This window comes from Kitasatospora nipponensis (genome assembly GCF_039528135.1).
GTDB classification, from domain to species: Bacteria; Actinomycetota; Actinomycetes; order Streptomycetales; family Streptomycetaceae; genus Kitasatospora; species Kitasatospora nipponensis.
On record NZ_BAAALF010000691.1, the window covers coordinates 1 to 728 of the forward strand.

Genomic DNA, 728 nt, shown 5'->3' on the forward strand with positions numbered 1-728 from the left:
AGCAGACCGTCGCCCGCAAGGTGAAGGAGCTGTTCATCGCGGTCAAGGTGGACGCCACCGAGACCAAGGACGAGGTGCTGGCCGGCTACCTCAACACCTCCTACTACGGTCGCGGCGCGTACGGCATCCAGGCCCCCGCCCAGGCGTACTACGGCATCGACGCCACCCAGCTGAACGCCGCCCAGGGCGCCTACCTGGCCGCCTTGTTGCAGGCCCCGAGCGCCTACGACGTGAAGAACAGCACCCCGGCCAACCAGGCCAAGGCGCTGGCCCGCTGGAACTACGTCCTGGACGGCATGGTCCAGCTCGGCTTCCTGGACGCCGCCACCCGGGCCGCCACCACCTTCCCCGAACCGATCGACCCGCAGCCCGCCACCGGCCTGAGCGGCCAGGCCGGGTACCTGGTGGACATCGCCGACGACTACCTGACCAGCACCAACGTGCTGGACGCGGCCACCCTGAAGGCGGGCGGCTGGAAGATCACCACCACCTTCGACAAGCCCAGGCAGGACGCCCACACCGCGGCCCGGGTCTCCGGCGCCTCGGTCGAACCGGCCAGCGGGAAGATCGTCGCGGTCTACGGCGGCCCCGACTACGCCAAGCAGCAGTACAACGACGCGGTCCGGCAGGACAACCAGGTCGGCTCCACCTTCAAGCCGATCGACCTGGCGGCCGGACTCGACGGCGAGCACACCACCCAGGACGGCCGCCCGATCACCACCCAGACC

At 70.1% G+C, this 728-nt stretch carries 1 protein-coding gene; it reads left to right on the plus strand.

Annotated features, from left to right (window positions below; translation table 11 throughout):
• On the plus strand, positions 1-728 hold a 728-nt coding region (locus ABD323_RS42740), incomplete at both ends, for a transglycosylase domain-containing protein (protein ID WP_344447436.1).